Origin of the sequence: Streptomyces sp. NPDC002809, from assembly GCF_040295435.1 — a bacterium.
Lineage (GTDB): Bacteria > Actinomycetota > Actinomycetes > Streptomycetales > Streptomycetaceae > Streptomyces.
This window is the reverse complement of the sequence record NZ_JBEOVJ010000079.1, coordinates 20,901-39,371: the sequence shown is the minus strand read 5'-3', so window position 1 is coordinate 39,371 and position 18,471 is coordinate 20,901. Positions and strand designations below refer to the sequence as shown.

The 18,471-nt window shown below is 71.4% G+C and carries 14 protein-coding genes; 6 read left to right on the top strand and 8 right to left on the bottom strand.

Going from position 1 to position 18,471, the window contains the following annotated elements:
• The first annotated feature begins 258 nt into the window (after window positions 1-258).
• Window positions 259-2,469 (top strand): HelD family protein, encoded by a 2,211-nt coding sequence (locus ABT025_RS31975; RefSeq protein ID WP_351002060.1) that lies wholly within the window; start codon window positions 259-261, stop codon window positions 2,467-2,469.
• A gap of 182 nt (window positions 2,470-2,651) precedes the next feature.
• Here ABT025_RS31975 and ABT025_RS31970 read toward each other — a convergent pair whose 3' ends face one another.
• The 6 genes from ABT025_RS31970 to katG all read right to left on the bottom strand — a co-directional run bounded on the left by ABT025_RS31970 (window position 2,652) and on the right by katG (window position 8,164).
• On the bottom strand, window positions 2,652-3,401 hold the full coding sequence (locus tag ABT025_RS31970; protein WP_351002063.1) for an alpha/beta hydrolase-fold protein: 750 nt from the start codon (window positions 3,399-3,401) through the stop codon (window positions 2,652-2,654).
• Between the two features lie 113 nt (window positions 3,402-3,514).
• Window positions 3,515-3,919, bottom strand: coding sequence for a hypothetical protein (locus ABT025_RS31965; protein ID WP_351002058.1), 405 nt, complete (start codon window positions 3,917-3,919; stop codon window positions 3,515-3,517).
• A 102-nt stretch (window positions 3,920-4,021) separates the two neighbouring features.
• Window positions 4,022-4,570, bottom strand: coding sequence for a nitrobindin family protein (locus tag ABT025_RS31960; RefSeq protein WP_351002056.1), 549 nt, complete (start codon window positions 4,568-4,570; stop codon window positions 4,022-4,024).
• Window positions 4,571-4,694: 124 nt separating this feature from the next.
• Window positions 4,695-5,135 (bottom strand): hypothetical protein, encoded by a 441-nt coding sequence (locus tag ABT025_RS31955; RefSeq protein ID WP_351002054.1) that lies wholly within the window; start codon window positions 5,133-5,135, stop codon window positions 4,695-4,697.
• A 76-nt stretch (window positions 5,136-5,211) separates the two neighbouring features.
• Window positions 5,212-5,754 carry a DUF6882 domain-containing protein gene (locus ABT025_RS31950; protein WP_351002052.1) on the bottom strand — a complete coding sequence of 181 codons (543 nt, stop codon included), beginning with the start codon at window positions 5,752-5,754 and terminating at the stop codon, window positions 5,212-5,214.
• 175 nt (window positions 5,755-5,929) lie between these two features.
• Window positions 5,930-8,164 (bottom strand): catalase/peroxidase HPI, encoded by a 2,235-nt coding sequence (katG, locus tag ABT025_RS31945; RefSeq protein ID WP_351002050.1) that lies wholly within the window; start codon window positions 8,162-8,164, stop codon window positions 5,930-5,932.
• A 238-nt stretch (window positions 8,165-8,402) separates the two neighbouring features.
• Between katG and ABT025_RS31940 the strand changes: the two genes are divergently transcribed.
• The 3 genes from ABT025_RS31940 to ABT025_RS31930 all read left to right on the top strand — a co-directional run bounded on the left by ABT025_RS31940 (window position 8,403) and on the right by ABT025_RS31930 (window position 12,534).
• Window positions 8,403-8,828: a Fur family transcriptional regulator gene (locus ABT025_RS31940; protein ID WP_351002048.1), complete on the top strand. Its 426-nt coding sequence runs from the start codon at window positions 8,403-8,405 to the stop codon at window positions 8,826-8,828.
• 68 nt (window positions 8,829-8,896) lie between these two features.
• Window positions 8,897-10,963, top strand: coding sequence for a DUF4139 domain-containing protein (locus ABT025_RS31935; protein WP_351002046.1), 2,067 nt, complete (start codon window positions 8,897-8,899; stop codon window positions 10,961-10,963).
• 8 nt (window positions 10,964-10,971) lie between these two features.
• Entirely contained in the window at window positions 10,972-12,534 is a 1,563-nt protein-coding gene (locus tag ABT025_RS31930) for a mucoidy inhibitor MuiA family protein (protein ID WP_351002044.1), read from the top strand.
• Between the two features lie 90 nt (window positions 12,535-12,624).
• Here the strand turns inward: ABT025_RS31930 and ABT025_RS31925 are convergent, their stop codons facing one another.
• Window positions 12,625-13,011, bottom strand: a complete 387-nt coding sequence (locus ABT025_RS31925; RefSeq protein ID WP_351002042.1) for a VOC family protein — start codon at window positions 13,009-13,011, stop codon at window positions 12,625-12,627.
• Window positions 13,012-13,212: 201 nt separating this feature from the next.
• Between ABT025_RS31925 and ABT025_RS31920 the strand changes: the two genes are divergently transcribed.
• Window positions 13,213-14,430: a cysteine desulfurase-like protein gene (locus ABT025_RS31920; protein ID WP_351002040.1), complete on the top strand. Its 1,218-nt coding sequence runs from the start codon at window positions 13,213-13,215 to the stop codon at window positions 14,428-14,430.
• Window positions 14,431-15,234: 804 nt separating this feature from the next.
• The gene (locus ABT025_RS31915; protein WP_351002038.1) at window positions 15,235-17,082 is read left to right on the top strand and encodes a WD40 repeat domain-containing serine/threonine protein kinase; all 1,848 of its coding nucleotides are present in this window, start codon (window positions 15,235-15,237) and stop codon (window positions 17,080-17,082) included.
• 157 nt (window positions 17,083-17,239) lie between these two features.
• On the opposite strand, the gene ABT025_RS31910 is transcribed toward ABT025_RS31915, so the two are convergent.
• Window positions 17,240-18,142: an SAM-dependent methyltransferase gene (locus tag ABT025_RS31910; RefSeq protein ID WP_351002036.1), complete on the bottom strand. Its 903-nt coding sequence runs from the start codon at window positions 18,140-18,142 to the stop codon at window positions 17,240-17,242.
• Between the last annotated feature and the right edge of the window lie 329 nt (window positions 18,143-18,471).

The following is an 18,471-nucleotide window of genomic DNA, read 5'->3' as shown; positions in this document are numbered from 1 at the left end:
CGACGGCGCGATGGGCCCCAACTCCTGGCGAGGCTTCAGCCGCTTCATCAACCAGGACCAATGGGACTGACCCCCACCACAGTCGACATCCCCCGACATACGGCAACAGAAAACCCCTGGTCCGCAATTGTGGACCAGGGGTTTTCCCGGGTATATTGATTCTTTCTGTGCGCCCACAGAAAAGGCCCCACTCAGGGGGCCACTAAGCAACACCATATCCGGCAGGGAGTAATTTTGTCAACTCGGGAAATCGATGAATTGCATAAGGAGCAGGAATTCATCGACCGGCTCTACGACCGTGTGGACGCGCTGCGCGGAGTAACCGCTCAGCACGTCGAGGACGCGCTGACGCCGGTCGGCAACGGGCTGCAGGCCCGTCTCGAGCGCGATGTCCTCATCGCCGAGCGCTCGGGTCTGCTGGCCGCCCTGAACGCGGTGGACGGCTCGCTGTGTTTCGGTCGCATCGATCTCTCCGACGGCACCGCGCACCATATCGGCCGCATCGGAATCCGCGAGGACGACACCGCGCACACGCCGTTGCTGATCGACTGGCGCGCGCCGGTCGCCCGCCCCTTCTACCTCGCCACCGGCCACACGCCCATGGGACTGCGCCGGCGCAGGCACATCACCACCGAGGGCCGCGCCGTCACCGAACTTCACGACGAGATCCTCGACGTCGGGGACCGGCAGCGCACCGGCTTCGAGGACCCGAGCGGCGACACCGTGCTCCTGGCCGCCGTGAACTCCGCCCGGACCGGCCGCATGGGCGACATCGTGCGGACCATCCAGGCGGAGCAGGACCGCATCATCCGCGCCCCGCACCGCGGGGTGCTCGTCGTCGAGGGCGGACCCGGTACCGGAAAAACGGCGGTGGCACTGCACCGGGCGGCCTTCCTCCTGTACGAACACCGTGAGCTGCTCGCCAAGCGCGCCGTCCTGATCGTGGGCCCCAACCCGGCCTTCCTGAGTTACATCGGCGAGGTGCTGCCCGCCCTCGGCGAGACCGGGGTGCTGCTCGCCACACAGGCCGAGCTCTTCCCCGGTGTCCACGCCCACGGGACCGACACACCCCGCGCCGCCGCCGTCAAGGGCGCCGAGCCGATGGCGGAGGCGCTCGCCATGGCCGTACGCGACCGCCAGGTGCTGCCCGAGCCCGGGGCCCCGCTGATCATCCGGCACGACGACGGGGACCTGATCCTCGACTGGGAGATCGCCTACGAGGCCCGGCAGGCGGCCCAAGAGACCAGGCTGCCGCACAACCTGGCCCGCCCCCACTTCGCGTTCCGGATCATCGACGCCCTCACCGCACAGCTCACGGAGCGCATCGGGGCCGACCCGTACGGAGGTCCCAACTTCCTTGGCCCCGACGACATCGCCCAGCTCGGCAAGGGTGTCGCCGTCAGCACGGCGGTCCACAGCGCCGTCGACGAGCTGTGGCCGCCGCTCACCCCGGAGGGTTTCCTCAGCGACTACCTGGCCGACCCCGTCCACGTGCCGGCCGAGGACGCCGAGGCGATCCGGCGCGCGCCCGGCGACGGGCCCTGGACCCCCGCCGACGTACCGCTGCTCGACGAGGCGGCGGAGCTCCTCGGGGTCGACGACAGTGCCGAGCGGGCGGCCGCGGAGGCCGGGCGTCAGGAGCGGATCGCGTACGCGCAGGGTGTGCTGGAGCTTTCGAGGGGCTCGGAGTCGTTCGAGTTCGAGGACGAGGAGTCCGAGGTGCTGGCCGCCCACGACATCATCGACGCCGAGCGGATGGCGGAGCGGCAGGAGGAGGCCGACCACCGCAGCGCGGCCGAGCGCGCCGCCGCCGACCGCACCTGGGCTTTCGGGCACATCATCGTCGACGAGGCGCAGGAACTCTCGCCGATGGCGTGGCGGCTGCTGATGCGCCGCTCGCCGACCCGCTCGATGACGCTGGTCGGCGACCCCGCGCAGACCTCGGAGGAGGCCGGCGTCGGCTCGTGGGAGAAGATCCTCGGGCCGTACGTCGCCGACCGCTTCGAGCACGTCTCGCTCAAGGTCAACTACCGTACGCCCGCCGAGATCATGGAGCTGGCCGCCAGGGTGCTGCGCGCCCACGATCCCTCCTTCGTGCCGCCCGCCTCGGTGCGGTCCACCGGCGAGGTGCCGTGGGTGCGGGAGGCCGGGGACGACCTGGCGGGCGCGGTGGCCAGGGCGGTCCTGGAGCTGACGCCCGAGGAAGGACGCCTCGCGGTGATCGCGCCGCGGGCGCTCCACGGGGAGATCAGTGCTCCGCTGGAGGGTGTCACGGCCGGCGCCGAGCCCGATCTGACCCACCCGGTCGTACTGCTCGATCCGCGGCAGGCCAAGGGGCTCGAGTTCGACCATGTGCTGGTCGTGGAGCCCGCCCTGTTCGGGACCAGTGACCTCTACGTGGCGCTGACCCGGGCGACGCAGCGCCTGGGCGTCATCCACCGGGAGGAACTGCCCGAGGCGCTGCGCTGAGCCCGTCCGGGCGGCGGCATGAGGGCTGTCCCGTAATCCGTGGTGGATCGGCGCGCGGCGTCGGATGCGGTGCATCGCAAGGCCGAGGGGCGTCCGCATCCCGGATGTATTCGGGTGTTCCGACAACACGGCGAGGCGCCGTAGCCGTCGTCGCGCGCCCGCCAGGGATTACGGGACAGCCCTTAAGCGCCTCGGACCGGTTCGGCCATCCTCCGGGAGAGCCAGGCGAGTGCGGGCGGCATCCGGTACTCCACCCCGTGGTGACCCGCGTCGAACAGTTCGAAGCGTATGACGTCCTCGTCGACCCCGACCTCGGCGAGGACGTCGCGGAAGGCCTGCGCACCCGGATCGAGGAACCATTCGTCACGGGTGCCCGCGTCGATCCAGATCGCCCGCTGCGACTTCAGCGCACCGGCGTACCGCGGGGCCATCCGCACCGGGTCCCACTCCAGCCAGCGTTGCCAGATCTCCGGCAGCGGGGCTCCGGTGCACGGGTCGAAGGGCAGTTGGGGCGTGCCGTCCGGTGCGGGCGAGAAGCAGGCCGAGACACCGCGCAGTTCGAGCAGCCGCAGGTCCTCGTACTTGGTGAAGGCCACCCGTGAGCGGAAGTCGTCCCACCAGCGGTGGATGTCGCCGTCGTACGCCCTCAAGTGGCGTGCCGCCATGAGGAAGTGGGGGATGTACTGGGCCTCGGACAGGGAGTCGCCCGAGTGCGTCGCGAACACTCCGAACAGATCGGGCCTGAGCATGGGTGTGATCATCGCCCCGAGTCCGCCGCTCGACTTCCCGGCCAGTGCGTGGTCGCGGTCGGCGAGCGTCCGGTAGTGGGCGTCGGCCCACGGCACGATCTCCTCGCAGAGGTAGGAGTGGTAGCGGCCGGTTCCGGGTGAATCGACGAACTGACCGCCCCTTGATGCCGTCCGTCGACTGATCCCGGCTCGCGTTCCCCGCTGCTTCTCCTCGGCGGCCGGCCCGTCGTTCCAACCGTCCGGTTCGGCGTCCGGACCTCACACCGCGTCGGTGGCTGACGCGGCCACCTGCGGGGTCAGGCCAGAGCGGGTTCGGTGAGGTCGAGGCGCAGCCGGTTTCCCCAGTCATTGGTGAAAACGGCGGCCGTTCCCTCGTAGCGCACCCCCACGAAGGGGTTGGAGTTCCACATCACGGCCACCCACCGCAAGGAATGGTCGGCGCCGAGACGGGCGAGGTAGCCGACGTTACCCATCCCGCTGCCGCCGCCGCACACCCATCCCGTTCCGTCCGGCAGCAGGCTCTCGAAATGGGGGTTCACCTCGGTGGTACCGCTCACCTCGATGAGCCGGGCCACGTCGACCGGCCCTCCGAGACGGAACGGGATCGGCCGTCCGGCGTCCGGGTGGTAAGCCCCGGGACCGTCCACATGCACCTCCAGGCCGGTGTCGTCCGGCCTGTACAGCGCGTCTTCGCAGGGCATCTCCCCAGCCGCCCACAGCCGCACGACCATTCCCACAGAGCTACCCCGCCGACGTCGTGGTCCCGTACATACGGCACGAGTTCGTTGACTGCCCCAACAGCACTACTCGCGGCCCGCGCGGCGGAGCCGCGCCGAGAGATGATGCTGGAGCGGCCGGCCGACCGCCGCGAGGTCGTGGACGAAGTCGAGCGTGTCGTCGTCCGTCAGCGTGTAGCGCCGGCGGGTGGCGTCGACCTTCTTGGCAGTGGGAGCGAGGGCGACTTGGTGGGTGGCGAGGTCCGCCACACCGTCCGCCGCCCGGCCGGTCATCATCTCCGCGACACCGGTGGGCTGGGTGATCAGCACCTCCACACGCCCTTCCGGCTGCATCCGCCACCAGCTGCTCTCCCGCGCCGAGGGCCGCAGCGGCTCGCCGTCCGCGTCCAGCAGCCAGGCACGCGCCTCGTAGTGGAGGAACGGCCGCCCGTCATGGCTGAAGGTGACCTCCTGGCCATAGACGAATTCCTCGGCCAGAGTCGGATACCCGCCGCGACCCCGGCCGGTCCAGCTGCCCAGGAATCCGAGCAGGGGCTCCAACAACGGGTGCGGCGCGGGCAGTTCGTCCGGCCGAAGGGCATCGCGATACGGGTGCTTCCGGGCGGGATCGGGCATGAGGTGCGCTCCTGGGTCTGGGCCGTTGCCGGTGGGCAGCCTAACCAGGCCGCCCACCTGCGCGAAGGATCACGCGGCGGGGATGCCGCCCGGCTTCGAGGATCCGCACCCGGGCTGTCGCCCTCTACGCGGGGCGAAGAACGGGATCGCCCCCTGCCAGACCCTTGTACAGTCGACGGGCCCCTCGGGCAACACGGTCATCGGTGTCGCCCGACAACTCCTCACAGAGCCGTAGCGCCTCGTCCAGGTCCTCCGCGAAGAGGCTGAGGACATCGGAGGCCGCGGTGTGGATCCAATCGGCGTGATTGTCGTTGGCGACTGCCAGTGCGGACGCGACTATCGCCAGTCCCGCCCTGTCCTTCCGCCGGAGCAAGCCCTGTGCGGTCCGCCGGGTGACGAAGGTGTCACCGGAGTCGAGCACCAGCCCCAGCAGCGGCTCCACGGCCTCCTGCATCTCGGCGAACCCCGCCAGGCCGTGGCCGGCATCCGCCCGGTCACGCCAGTCCTCGCTTCGTCCGAGTTCGCCGAGCGCCGCGACGGCCGCACGCCGCAGATCACTGTCCACAGATTCCCTCACTGCTCTCGCGATGCCGGTCGGAACACCGTCGAGGTGCCCTGCCGGACGGTCGCCGGGACAGTCCTCAGCCGATATCGACGGTGAAGGTGGAAGTGCTGCCGTCGGCAGCGGTCAGGGTGACCGGCCCGAACGTGATGATCGCGACGGACTTGCCTCCCGAACTCCGGTAGAAGCCGGTGGCCCCGGTGATCCGCACGGCCAGGGCGGCGAGGGTTGCCGCTGCCTGCGCGTCGGCCTCGGTCTCCGGTCGGGCCAGCGCGGGATGGCCGTGGGCTTCTGCCCAGTCCCGGACGCTCCGGGCGTCGCGACTCATCTCCGGGAGGATGCTCTCGTTGGCCCAGGCCCACAGCCACGAGCCCGACGAAGGGCTGAAACTGGCCAGGATCTGCGCGGGCGCGGTCGCGGTCCTGTCGGGGAAGGTCCAGGTGATGAGGCCGGTCCTCTGGTCCAGTCCCCAGCGGTCCGCCGAGCCCAGCCCCCAGGACATGTGAGCACGAGCCAGCTGGTCGATCATGTCTTCGCCCTGGAGCGACAGTGTGCTCAGGTCGGCCGGATCCACGCCCTGAGCAGGGCCCTCCGGCTTGCCGGTCCGCTTGAACAATCCCATGCCGTGGATTCTGCCAGAGGCCCCTGACCAGCCCGAAGCACCCCCTGTGCCCGCGCACCGTGCCGGACCGGCGCTGCCGGCACCGCCGGTCCGGTCCCCGCCATCCGGCGGAGACCGGCCGAGGACCGGTGGCCCGGCGGCGGTGAAGGGCCAGCCCCCAGGGGCCGGCCCGGACTCACGCTCGGACGAGGTCGAACCGGTCCAGGTTCATGACCTTGTCCCACGCGGCGACGAAGTCCTTGACGAACTTCTCCTTCGCGTCGTCGCTCGCGTAGACCTCCGCTACCGCGCGCAGCTCGGAGTTCGAACCGAAGACGAGGTCGGCGCGGCTGCCGGTCCACCGGACCTTGCCCGTGGCGTCGCGGCCCTCGAAGGTGCTCGCGTCGTCGGACGTGGCCTTCCACGTCGTACCCAGGTCGAGCAGGTTGACGAAGAAGTCGTTGGTCAGCGACCCGGGGGTCTCGGTGAGGACACCGAGTGAGGACTGCTGGTAGTTGGCGCCCAGGACACGCAGACCGCCGACGAGAACGGTCAGCTCGGGTGCGCTCAGGTTCAACAGGTTCGCCCGGTCGAGCAGCAGGTACTCGGCGGGCAGCCTGTTGCCCTTGCCGAGGTAGTTGCGGAATCCGTCGGAGGACGGCTCCAGCTCGACGAACGACTCCACGTCCGTCTGTTCCTGCGACGCGTCGACGCGGCCCGGGGTGACGGGGACCTCGATGCCGAAGCCGGCGTCACCGGCGGCCTTCTCGACGGCTGCGGCGCCTGCGATGACGACGAGGTCGGCGAGCGAGACCTGCTTCCCGCCCGACTGGGCGGAGTTGAAGGCCTCCTGGATCCCCTGGAGGCTGCGCAGCACCGTCGCCAGCCGGTCCGGGTCGTTGACCTCCCAGCCGCTCTGCGGTTCGAGGCGGATGCGTGCGCCGTTGGCGCCGCCCCTCTTGTCGCTGCCCCGGAAGGACGAGGCGGACGCCCACGCGGTGGAGACGAGCTCGGTCACGGACAGACCCGAGGCGAGGACCTGCGCCTTGAGGGCGGCGATGTCCCCCGCGTCGACGAGGTCGTACGCCCGGGCGGGAAGCGGGTCCTGCCACACCAGGGTCTCCGCCGGGACCTCGGGGCCCAGGTACCGGACGACCGGGCCCATGTCCCGGTGCGTCAGCTTGAACCACGCGCGGGCGAAGGCGTCGGCGAACTGGTCCGGGTTCTGGTGGAAGCGCCGCGAGATCTCCTCGTAGGCGGGGTCGAGCCGGAGCGAGAGGTCCGTCGTCAGCATCGTCGGTGCGTGGGTCTTCGACGGGTCGTGCGCGTCGGGGACCGTACCTGCGCCGGCGCCCTCCTTCGGCCGCCACTGGTGCGCGCCCGCGGGGCTCTTGAACAGCTCCCACTCGTAACCGAAGAGGATGTCGAAGAAGCTGTTGTCCCAGGTGGTCGGGGTGTCGGTCCAGATGCCCTCGAGACCACTGGTGATGGTGTCGGCACCCTTGCCCGTGCCGTACGTGCTCTGCCAGCCCAGGCCCTGCTGCTCCATCGGGGCGGCCTCGGGGTCGGGACCGACGTTGTCCGCAGGTCCCGCGCCGTGGGTCTTGCCGAAGGTGTGGCCGCCCGCGATCAGGGCGACGGTCTCCTCGTCGTTCATCGCCATGCGGCGGAACGTCTCACGGATGTCGCGGGCCGCGGCGATCGGGTCCGGAGTGCCGTTGGGGCCCTCGGGATTGACGTAGATGAGGCCCATCTGCACCGCACCGAGAGGATTCTCGAGCTCCCGGTCACCGGTGTAGCGCTCGTCGCCGAGCCAGGTGGTCTCGGGGCCCCAGTAGACGTCTTCGTCGGGCTCCCACACATCCGCCCGGCCGCCGCCGAAGCCGAAGGTCCTGAGGCCCATCGTCTCCAGGGCGACGTTGCCGGTGAGGACGATGAGGTCGGCCCACGAGAGGTTCTTGCCGTACTTCTTCTTGACCGGCCACAGCAGGCGGCGGGCCTTGTCGAGACTCGCGTTGTCCGGCCAGCTGTTGAGCGGGGCGAAGCGCTGCTGACCGGCTCCGGCACCGCCGCGCCCGTCGCTGATCCGGTAGGTGCCGGCGCTGTGCCAGGCCATCCGGACCATGAACGGGCCGTAGTTGCCGAAGTCGGCGGGCCACCAGTCCTGCGACTTCGTCAGCACCTCGGCGATGTCCCGCTTCACCGCCGGGAGGTCGAGGCTCCCGAACGCCTCGGCGTAGTCGAACTCCTCACCGAGCGGATTGGCCACGGCAGGGTTCTTGGCCAGGATCTTCAGGTTGAGCCGCTCAGGCCACCACTGGCGGTTGCCGCCGCCCTGGGTCGGGTGGGGCGCGCGACCGTGCGCGACCGGGCAGCCACCGGCCTCCTCTGTCTTCGGGTCGGTGACGATCGCGTCGTGGTTCTCAGTCATGGAAATCCTTCCGGACGGGGCGGATCACGGTGCTGAGGAACTTCGGACGGTGGAAACGCAGGGCCGGGATGGCGGGGCGAGTGGCCCGTCTCCTGAAGTCACCTGCTTTTCCGCGCTGCTGTCCTGTCCCTTGGCTGTTGACCGGAACCGATCCTACGATGGACATAGTCCAAGTCAATACGAACGACAGGCGTGTACGGATCCATTCGCAGGACGACGCACAGATGGGCTGGTGGGCATGAGTGACCTGCTGCAACGGCTTCGGGCACGTGGCTGGCGGATGACAGCTCAGCGCAGGGTGGTCGCCGAGGTACTCGCCGGTGAGCACGTCCACTTCACCGCGGACGAGGTGCTCGCACACGCTGTTTCCCGGCTGCCGGAAATTTCCCGCGCCACCGTCTACAACACCCTCGGCGAGCTCGTCGCGCTCGGCGAGGTGGTCGAGTTGGCCACCGACGGCCGCGCCAAGCGCTACGACCCGAACGCCCACCACCCCCACCAGCACCTGGTGTGCTCCGGCTGCGGCGCCATCCGGGACGTCCACCCCGTCGGCGATCTCCTGGCCGAACTCCCGGAGTCCGAACGGTTCGGCTTCACCGTCTCCAAGGCGGAGGTGACCTACCGGGGCCTGTGCCCGGGCTGCGGCCCCGCACGGACGACCTGACCCGCGCGGACAAGCGGACCGCCCGGGCGTAGGCTTCGTTCACCATGGACGCGGCGGGGGCGGAGCGCATGACGGCTGAGCCGGCACAGAGGTGGGGATCGACCCTCGATTCCGTTGTCGTGTACGCGCAGGGCGCGCTCTGCCGTCGCCTGGCCCGGGGCGGTGTGCCGTCGGACGGCCGGGTGCGGGTGACGGGGCTGCCCCGCTCGCTGGACCCGGGCTCGTTGCGGGTCAGGGTCCTGGGCACCCCCGGGGCACGTGTCACCGAGGCCCGGGTGGAAGTCGAGGCCGAGTTGGCGGGGACGGACGCGCCGGACGTGTTGCGGCGCGAGTACGAGCGGCTGAGCGACGCGTTCGCCGCGGCGCAGGGGCGCCGGGACCGGCAGCTGAGCGTGATCGAGGAGGTCAGGGCTCTTCACCCGGTCCCGCCCGCCCGCAAGCGCGAGGACCCGCACCGCCGCACCCCGGTAGACGCGTGGCTGGAGCTCGCCGACTTCGTCGACGAGCGGCTGACCGGGCTGCACGACCACCTCGCCGAGCTGGAGGAGTCGCTGCGCAACGTCGAACACGAACTCGCGGTCGCCGCGGACAGGATCGAACGCGCATCCACCGACGCACCGTCGGCGCACGTGGAAACCACGGTCTGCGCGCTCCTGACCCTCGAAGGTGCCGGTGAAGCGGGCGACGCCGAAGTGGAGCTGGAGCTGGAGTACGGGGTGCCCGGCGCTGTCTGGGTGCCGGCGTACCGCCTCACTCACCGTCAGGGCGACGGCAGCGGACACCTGGTACTGCGCGCCTCGGTCGCCCAGCGGACCGGCGAGGACTGGACCGGCGTACGCATCGCCCTGGCCACCGCCGATCTGCGGCGCCGCACCGACCTGCCAGGGCTCCGCTCGGTACGGATCGGGCGCAGTCAGCCCGCCCCCGCACCCTCGGGCTGGCGCGAACCCCCGGCCGGACTCGTCGACCTGTTCAACGGATACGACGCGGCAGGCCCCGGCCCTGAGAGGATCACCGGACCCGTGGCCGTCGGGGCCGCCGGCGCTGCACCCATGGGCGCAGCGGGCGAATCCGCGTACGGCCCCGTTCCGCCGCCTCCCCCGCCGTCGCCGGCGGCGCCGGGCAGCTACGGCGGCGCTCCCCCGGAGCCATTCGGTAGCGGGACACCTGCCCCCGCGCCGCCACTGACCGGCCTGCCGCGCAACAGGACACGATCCGGCGGCGCACCTGTCGGGGGCGCCCCCGCACCCCCGGCTCCCGGCATGGCCGCGCCGCCGCCTCCGGCGCCGGTTGCCGGTCCGCCGCAACCGAGCGGCGCCGAACTCGATTACGCCGCACTCGCGTTGTGCGGCCCGGACGAGCAGGGCGGTCGCAGGGGCCGGCTGTTCCCCGGCTCGTCCTTCGATCCGGTGGCGGCCGAGTACCGTCGCCGCGCCGAAGCGGTGGCCGCGCTGCCGTTGCCCGGACAGGCCGTGCGGCCCCGCGAGTCGGCAGGGTCCTTCGACCACCGCTTCGACGCCACCGCGCGCGCCGACATCCCGTCGGACGGAACCTGGCACACCGTCACCGTCGGCGAGATCCCGGTCGGGCTGCGCACCGAGTACCTCTGTGTGCCGTCCGTGGAGCCGGCCGTGTACGCCACGCTGCTGCTCTCCAACGCCACCGACCAGGCGCTGCTGGCCGGTCCGGTGGAGGTCGCCGTCGACGACGAGTTCCTGCTGACCACCGCGCTGCCCACGCTGGCCCCCGGCGGTGTCCGCCGGGTGGGGCTCGGTCCGGCCGAGGGCATCCGGGTGACGCACCGTACGAACGCGCACGAGTCGACCTCGGGCCTGCGCAACAACACCACCGTGCTCGACCACCGCGTCCACGTGAAGCTGGCCAACCGGCTGGCGCGGCCCGTCACCGTGGAGGTCCACGAGCGGGTGCCGGTCACCTCCGACCCGGACGTCAGGATCGAGGAACGGGCCGACTGGACGACGCCCGACGACGGCGCGGGCCCGGATCGGCACACCCCGGGTACCCGGGTCTGGCGTCTGAATCTTCCCGCAGGCGCCACTGCCGCTCTCGACGGCGGCTACGAGATCCGCATCCCGACCGGCAAGGCCCTGGTCGGCGGCAACCGCAGGAGCTGACACACCCCATGTCCACGGACCCGAACCCGGTCGCCCTTCCCGTCACCGCCGTCACCTGCCTCGAGGATCGTGCCCACATCGAGCGCGCCGTCGTACTCGACCTGAAGGCCGGCGTCCAGCGGCTGCGCCTGGGGCCGGTCAGCGCGCTGGCGGTCGACCGAACGCTCCATGCCGAGTTGACCTCCGGTCACCCCGCGACGGTGCTCGACGTCCGGATCGTCCGCAGCTGGACACCGCGCAAGCGGTCGCCGTCCACCGCCGACGACTCCGCTCCGCGCCACCGCGTACACGCCCTCGAAGAAGAGCGGCTGTCGCTGGGACAACGCCGCGACAGGCTCCACGCCCGCCTGGGCCTGCTCGGTCGCCTCGCCACCGATCTGCTGCGGGAGGTCGGCGAAGGCGCCGGGTCCGGGGAGACGGAGCGGGACCGCTGGACCCGCGAGCTGGACCGGGTCGATGCCGAGCGCGACACGCGCGCCGAGGAACTCCGTTCCCTTGAGGTCCGGTTGTCCTCACTCACCTCCGAACTCACCGACCTCCAGCGGGCACTGCACCTGTCCGAGGAGGAACCAGCCGAGCTGGTCGGCCATATCGAGCTGACCGTGGAGGCCGCAGCCGCCGGACCCGTCGGGCTGCGCCTGAGCCACCTCACCCCGTGTGCGCTGTGGCGCCCCGCCTACCGGGCCGTGCTCGACGGGGACTCGCTGACGCTGGAGACCGACGCGATGGTCTGGCAGCGCACCGGCGAGGACTGGTCCGGTGTACGGCTGACCCTGTCCACGGCCCGCTCGGCGCTGGCCACCGAACCGCCACGGCTGGACGAGGACCGGCTGACGCTCAAGGAGCGCTCCGCAGCGGAGCGCCGCACGGTCGACGTCGAGCTGCGCGAGGAGGAGATCGGAACCCTCGGGCCGGCCCCGGTGCTCGGCCTGCCGGGGGTGGACGACGGCGGCGAGACGCGGGTGCTGAGGTCCCCCATGCCGGTCTCGGTGCCCGGCGACGGCCGCGCCCACCGGGTGCGTCTCTCCGCGTTCACCGCGACCGCGCCCAGCGAGTACGCCTGCTCACCGGAGTTGTCCCCCCTGGTCACCCAAGTCGTACGGTTCGACAACCTGTCCGGCCACGCGCTGCTCACCGGCCCCGTGGACCTGGTCCGCGGCAACGGATTCATCGGCCGCGGCACGCTGGACTTCACCGCCCCCGGCGCCCCTGCCGAACTGCCCTTCGGCAGCTGCGACGACTACAGGGTGGTCCGCCGTGCGGAGGAGTCCCGCGACACCGCCACCATGACCCAGCGGACCGTGATCACTCGTACGGTCCGGCTGCACCTGTCCCGGTTCTCCGCCCCCGGCGAGGAGGACGACCGGGTGGTCGCCCTCCGGGAGCGCGTTCCCGTCTCCGAGGTCGCGGCGGTGACCGTACGCGTGCACAAGGATTCCTGCTCCCCGCCGCCCGACACGATCGACGCCGAGGGCATCGTCGGCTGGGACGTCACCCTGCCGCCCGGCAGCCGCCGCACGGTGACCCTGGTCTATGAGCTGTCGGCGAGCTCCAAGGTCACCGGGCTCTGAGGGCGGCAGGCCAACGCCCTCGCCACGCCGGGTCACGTCTCGTCGTGCAGGCGGGCTCCCGTAGAGGGAAGCGGCTGCGCCTCGGCCGCCTCACGACGGCGGCGTGGCAGCCCGCTCGGCCTCGCTGCGGAGAACGCAGAACTCGTTGCCCTCAGGGTCCGCCAGGACCGCCCAGCCCGCGCCGCCGGGTTCCCGGCGATCGGTGACAAGAGTGGCACCGAGACTCAGCAGCCGCTCGACCTCCTCCTCGCGCGAGGCCGTCGGGCGCAGGCACAGGTGCATCCTGTTCTTGACCGTCTTCGGTTCCGGAACCTGGTTGAAGTGCAGCAGCGGGCCCACCGGCAGCATCACTTCGGTCTCCGGGGCCCCCGGTCGGTCCTCCGGACCCAGCGGGCACCCCACCACCTCGCTCCAGAACCGAGCCAGGGCATAGGCATCCGCACAGTCGATCGCCACGTTCTGCACCACCGAGATCATGCGGATGAGCCTGCCCCATGCAACGCCGACCGCGCCACCGAATCGCGCGAGACCTCCGTCGACGAAGCGGGGCGACGCCGCAGCCGGCGACCCGGCCGCGTGCCCTGTACACACTCGGGGCAGGATCGCCTTCGGGAGCCGCAGCCGCGAGCAGCCCCGGGCCCTCCAGGTCCGCCCCCGCTCATGTCCAGGAGAACGCGCATGCCCCTCGACGTTCCGGCGCTCCGCGCGCAGATTCCGGCCCTGACCGCCGGGTCGGCCCGCTTCGACGCACCTGGTGGCACCCAGACCCCGCAGCCGGTGATCGACGCGGTCGTGAACGCCCTGTCCCGGCCGCTGGCCGTGCGGGGCACACAGAACGAGGGCGAGCGGAACGCGGAGGCGATCGTGAGCGCAGCTCGGTCGGCGCTCGCGGACCTGGTGGGTGCGGAGCCTCGTGGCATCGTGTTCGGACGCAGTTCCACCCAGCTGACCTACGACCTGGCGCGGACCCTGGCCAAGGGCTGGGGGCCGGGCGACGAGGTGGTGGTCAGCCGGCTCGACCACGACGCCAACATCCGCCCCTGGGTGCAGGCAGCCGAGGCCGTCGGTACGACAGTCCGGTGGGTCGACTTCGATCCGGACAGCGGGGAGTTGCCGCCCGCCCGGTTCGCCGAGGTGCTGTCCGCGCGGACCCGACTGGTCGCTGTCACCGGCGCCTCCAACCTGATCGGCACCCGTCCCGACCTGCCCTGCATCGCGGAGCTCGTCCACCGGGCAGGTGCCCTGCTGCACGTGGATGCCGTGCACCTGGCGGCCCACGCGTCCGTCCGGCTGGACACGCTCGGCGCCGACTTCCTCGTCTGCTCGCCGTACAAGTTCCTCGGCCCGCACATAGGCGTACTGGCGAGCCGCCCCGAACTGCTGGAGACCCTGCGGCCCGACAAGCTGCTGCCGTCGACCGACGCGGTGCCGGAGCGGCTGGAGCTGGGCACCCTGCCGTACGAGTTCCTGGCCGCGGCCCGGGCCGCGGTGGACTTCCTCGCCTCGCTCGCTCCGGGTGTCGACGGCACCCGCCGGGAGCGGCTGGCCGCTGCCTTCGAGGAGATCGAGGCCCACGAGGACGCCCTGCGGGTCCGTATCGAGAAGGGGCTGTCCGCTCTCGACGGCGTCGTCGTGCACTCGCGCGCGACCGTGCGCACCCCGACGCTGCTGGCCACCTTCCCGGGCCGGTCGGCTGCGGACGCCTCGCGGTTTCTGGCGGAGCGGGGTGTCGACGCGCCCGCGGGCTCGTTCTACGCCCTGGAGGCCTCGCGTCACCTGGGGCTGGGCGATGCGGGAGGGCTGCGGATCGGCTTGGCCCCGTACAGCAGCGAGGAGGACGCCGACCGGCTGCTGGAGGGTCTGGCCGCCTTCCTCGCGCAGACCCCTCGTGGCTGACCCGGCCCCACGCCGGCCTGCCTTCCGCGTCCACGGGAGAAGGCGGACCGGGTGCCGGTGGGGCTCGGCCGCCAATGGGGGCCTGCGGTCCGGCGTACTGCTTGAGCAGTACGGGGACGTCCTTCGCCGGTCGAGGGCGTGGGAGTAGTAGCTGCCCGGGTCGAACGTCGTGCCGTTGGTCACCTGCTTCCCCGTGCAGACGCGCCCATGATGCCGCCCGACTGCGTCAGGGACGCCGCCGAGGCGTCGACGTTGAACGGTTGGCGACGTTGGCGATCAAGTTCGGCTCGGGCGGGGGCAACGTGGTACGGGATCTCGGCGGAGGCGGCACCCGGGCCACCGGCGCCCACGTCGTACGGAACGACGCCCCCTGGGACAACACCGGCCTCGGCTTCAACGACGAGGGAAATCCGTGCCGGATCGCGCTGACCCGTATCACGGCCTACCGCAACGGGGTCGACGGCTTCCGCCTCCCCACCACCGCCGCACTCGCACACGCCGACGCGGCGCTCGGTGACCGCATCCGCTCGACGGGAAACACCTGGGACGGCGGCGTCGGGGGCACGGCCTGTTCGTCCCGACCGATCCGGCCACCGCGCGGAACGCCTCGTCCGACCGGCACTTCTCCCTTCCCGACCGATCCGTTTCCACCTGACGCCGCCCCGACCCGCGCTCCCGGTGTGATCCGCTCCTCTCGACCTGCCGGACGTCACACGCTTGGATGGTCACCGGTCGACGGGCCGGTCCCGCACGATGTCCGAGGTGCACTGAGCCTGCGAAACGGAGCCGATGGTGGAGTCTGGGATGGCGACGACCGGGGTGACCCTTGCCGACCGGTACACGCTTCGACGGCTGCTGGGGCGCGGTGGCATGGGAGAGGTGTGGCTGGGCCGGGACTCGGTACTGGGGCGCGAGGTCGCGGTCAAGGTGATGCCCGTCGCGCGGGACACCGTGCCGGAACGGCGCTTCCAGCGGGAGGCCGAGATCCTTGCCGGACTACGGCACCCGGGGATCACGGTGGTGCACGACGCCGGCCGCCACGACACGTACCGCTTCATCGTCATGGAGCTGCTGACCGGCCACGACCTGGCCCGGGTTCTGGCCGAGCATCCCGGGCACCTGTCCTTCAGCCGTGTGGTGGACCTGACGAGCCAGACCGTCGACGCCGTGGCGGCGGCGCACCAGCACGGGGTGGTCCACCGCGACCTGAAGCCGGCCAACCTGTTCGTGCAGGCGGGCGACCGGGTGAAGGTCTGCGACTTCGGCATCGCCCGCGTCGCCGACACGCCCGAAACGCTGACCTCGACCGGTCCCGTACTCGGTACTCCCGCGTACATGTCGCCCGAGCAGCACCAGGGGCGGACGACGGACGCGCGCACCGATCTCTACTCCTTGGGCGTCGTGATGTTCGAGATGCTCACGGGCGTCCTCCCGTTCCCCGTCGACCAGCCCCTCTACGCGTTGATGCGCCAGCACGTGGAAGTCGCCCCGCCACGCCCCAGCGCCTTCCGCCCCGGTATACCGCGCGAGTTGGAGAAGCTGGTCATGGGGCTGCTGGCCAAGGATCCGGCACGGCGGCCGGACACCCGGGAAGTGGCCGCGGAACTGGCGGAGCTGACCAGCCAGGACTCACTGCCGACCGCGGAGGCCGGTTCCGTGCGCGGTTCCCGGCACGGCCGCGGCCGTCGGCCCCGCACACCCCGGACGCCCACGCTCGCGGCGAACCCGGCACAGGACGACGCCGCGAGTCCGGTGTTCGGGCTGCTACGTACGCTGAAGAGCGCATCCGGCGGTCGCGTGGACGCGCTGGCGTTCAGCCCCGACGGGCAAGCCCTCGCCACCAGCCACAGCCAATCGGGCGTCCGTCTGGTGGACCCGGGTACGGGCAAGGTGCTCCATCGCCTCTCCGGGACCGAAGGCCGCGTCCACTCCCTGGCGTTCACACCCGATGCCCGCACACTGGCCACGGGGGGCGAAGGCCCGGTGGTACGGCTGTGGGACGGCCGTACAAACGCGCTCAGGGCTCAGCTCACCGGGCACAACGGAACCGTCACGGCGGTGGTGTTCGCTCCGGACGGTCACACCCTCGCCGTCGGCAGCTACGCGGCGCTGCGCCTGTGGAACACGGACACGGCGAAGCATGTGACCGACCTGCCCGGCGCCACGGGCCCGGCAGCCTTCAGCCCCGACGGCCGCCTCCTCGTGTCGGGCGGCAGCGAAGGATACGTGCGCCGCTGGAATCCGCGTTCCGGAAGATCGCACCGTCCCCGGTCCCTCAGGCCCAACGGCCGGCTCCGCCTCCTCGCGTTCAGCCCGGACGGCCACAGCATCGCCGCTGTCTGCTCACCGCTCGCCCCTGAGGACAAGGGGCTGGTCAACGTGCTGGACGCGCGCGCCGGGCGGGGGCACCGCCGGCTCACCGGCCACACCGAAGACGTGGCTGCGCTGGCATTCAGCCCGGACGGCAAGCTGCTCGTGTCCGGTGACCACGGGGGCACGGTCATCGTCCGGGACGCCCATTCCGGCGCGCAGCTCCTGATCCTGCCCGAGCGGTCCGAGAGGGTCCGCGCGATGGCCTTCAGCCCGGACGGCGGAACGCTCGCCGTGGGCTGCTTCGACGGGAGCATCCGCCTCTGGGCGACCCGTACCTGAGCCGTTGAGGCGCAGGGTGCCATGACGCGGACGGCCCGCGCGACCGGTTCGGACCGGACGAAGAAGCTGGACGTCACCTCGCCCGCGGCCCGAAGCCCGGCCGTGCGCGCGGCCACCGCACCGGGGCGGCCCTGACGCCGGAACCGCCCGACGGGCGTCAGACCTTGACGCCCAGGGCGCCGTACACGTTGATGTCGGCGTCCGTGACGTCGTTGATGTCCTTGTACCGGACCTTCTCGATGTCTTCGAGGCCCGCCAGATAGGACCCCTCGGGCTGCTCCGGAACCGGGGCCGCGTGGTCCGGGCGCCAGTGGTGCACCGGGACGACCCCGGGGGCGGCGAGCTCCAGACCGGCCTCCGTGAAGAAGCGCCCGATGTCCTTGCGGTTACGGAGCACGAACGTGAAGCCCCGCTCCGTGTAGGTTCGTTGGACCGCGCGAATGTTCTCCGGGTTGAGGTCGTCGGTGAGGTGGCTGAGCACGAGTCGGCTGCCGGTGGGCAGCGCGTCCATCAGCTCGCGGACGATCGGGTACGCCTCCTCGTCCTCGACGAAGTGCAGGATCGCGACCAGGCAGAGCGCGATGGGGCGGCTGAAGTCCAGGGTCCGCGCGGCGTGTTCGAGGATCTGCGCCGGGCTCGTCAGGTCGGCGTCGACGTAGTCCGTACGCCCTTCGGGACCGCTCGTGAGCAGCGCGCGGGCGTGGGCGAGGACGACCGGATCGTTGTCGACGTAGACCACCCGCGTCTCCGGTGCGGTGCGCTGGGCGATCTGGTGAACGTTCTCTGCGGTCGGCAGGCCGGTGCCGATGTCGAGGAACTGGCGGATGCCGTCGTCCTCGGCCAGGGTGGTGACGGCGCGCCGCAGGAAGTCACGGTTGTGCCGTACGTCGAGGTAGCCGCGCGGGTTGGCGGCGAGCCCGGCGGCCGCCGCGTCGCGATCCGCGGGATAGTGGTCCTTGCCGCCGAGGAAGACGTCGTAGACGCGGGCCGGATGCGCCTTGCTGCTGTCGATCCTCCTTCTCAGCTCTGCGGGATCCTGGCTGAGGGTGTCACCGGACATGGGCGCCTCCTGACAATCCGAACCTGCGTGGTGGTCAACAACCTAACGCCCAGGCCGAGGTGGTCGTGCCCGCACCTACCTGGCACCCGCGCTCACACGGCTGCCTCGTCCAGGTCGTCGGCGAAGCCGGCAGCGATGCCGTTGCCGAACGGGCCGATGTCTCAAGTGTCCATACGATCCCCTCGCGTGGCCGTCCGGGGATCCTCGCACCGGCCCCTGCAAGCGTGGTCATGAGGCGGGCAGTACCCGCTCGCACAGAAGCCAGAAGCCGGCGCTTCCGCCACTTCGTCATGTGATGCGGTGTGCCGTGGACTGCCGATGCACCGCTC